This window comes from Dyella sp. EPa41 (assembly GCF_016586165.1).
In the GTDB taxonomy this organism is placed as follows: domain Bacteria; phylum Pseudomonadota; class Gammaproteobacteria; order Xanthomonadales; family Rhodanobacteraceae; genus Dyella.
The window spans coordinates 1-1,260 of sequence record NZ_BCPR01000153.1 but is presented as its reverse complement, the minus strand read 5'-3'; the positions used below and the strand labels follow the sequence as shown (position 1 = coordinate 1,260).

1 protein-coding gene is annotated in these 1,260 nt (G+C 64.2%); it reads right to left on the bottom strand.

Translation table 11 applies throughout. The features are described 5' to 3' along the window. Window positions 1-394 precede the first annotated feature (394 nt). A partial coding sequence (locus JMF82_RS21840; protein WP_201316626.1) for a methylglyoxal synthase occupies window positions 395-1,260 on the bottom strand: 866 nt, incomplete at its 5' end.

The window sequence follows — 1,260 nt, the reverse complement described above, 5'->3', positions numbered from 1 at the left end:
CGTGTGCGCCTGTCCCGGCAATGCATCGGGAGCAAGGGGGGAGCAGAAAACCAGGCCATTGCCGGCTGGCGCGACTGGACTATTTCACCAGTGTGCGCGCATCACAAGTACATAACACCGAGGCCACGTTGTCATAGCGATGCGGAATTTCTTGCGCATATTTCGCTGGCGCGCCCGGGCTTCCGGCACGATGCAACCCAAACCATGACGATCAGCGGCAATCGCCCCTGTTCGCAACGGTACAAAGGACGTCTGGACATCCAAATGACATGCTGCGAGGCAGCACCTGCATATTCCACGCCATGCCTATTTCATCGAGAAACACAGCAAAACCTAGGAAATCCATCAAGTATTTCCAGGGGCGCGTTGCGTGAAATGGGCGCGACGACGGGGCTTAGCGGCGCGCCTGGCGCAATCGCACGCCCTCGGCCCAGCGCGCAGCCACCCGGGGCGAGGTAATGCATGCCGCCTCGTCGGTGCGTGTCGTCACGGCACGTTCCAGCAGCTGGATATCGGCCTCGTGCTGGCGGGCGACGTGCGGATCCTCGAAGAAGATCGCGCGCTGGCAGCGGCGTTCCAGCACCAGGTCGGCGATCTGCGCGTCGCCGCCCATGGGGCCGCTCTGGTAGCGCTCGACCCAGGGCGTATCGCCCGGCCAGCCGCGACTCCAGGCCAGTTCGTTGAGCCGCTGGCCGGTGGTGCCGGTACCCACCCGCTGCGCAAAGCGGGACAGCACGTCGAAATGTTCCGACGCATAGGCGAGCATCTGCGGCTTCATCGCGTCGTGGGCGATCAACGCCATGGTCTGCTTTTCAAGTGCGTACAGGTCATCCGCGCCAGGGTCGGGCGTAAACCCCGCATGCACGCGCTCCATCTCGATCCAGTCACGCGCGGTGGCGACGGTCGAGATGAAGGGCTTGCCATGGATCACGCACTGGCGCTTGAGCGCGATCGCCTCGGGAAAAATGGACGACGGGTCGACCGGGTCGATCAGGTAGATGGCGCCATCGAGCACCCGGCCCTCCCCGAGGCCAACCACTTCGGCGACGAGTTTCATCAGGCCACCCTCGCGACCGTAGGGATAGCGGCGCAGCAGCGCGTAGTTTTCCAGATGGCCCGCGCGCTGGATGGCGTCATAAGTGCGCCCCACCGCATGCAACCCCAGGCCCAGTTCGCGGATACCCGCTTCGCAGGCGCGCAGCCAGCGGAACAATGCCGCATCGGCCTGGGCATGATGGAGTTGGTTGGCGGCAAGGCCAA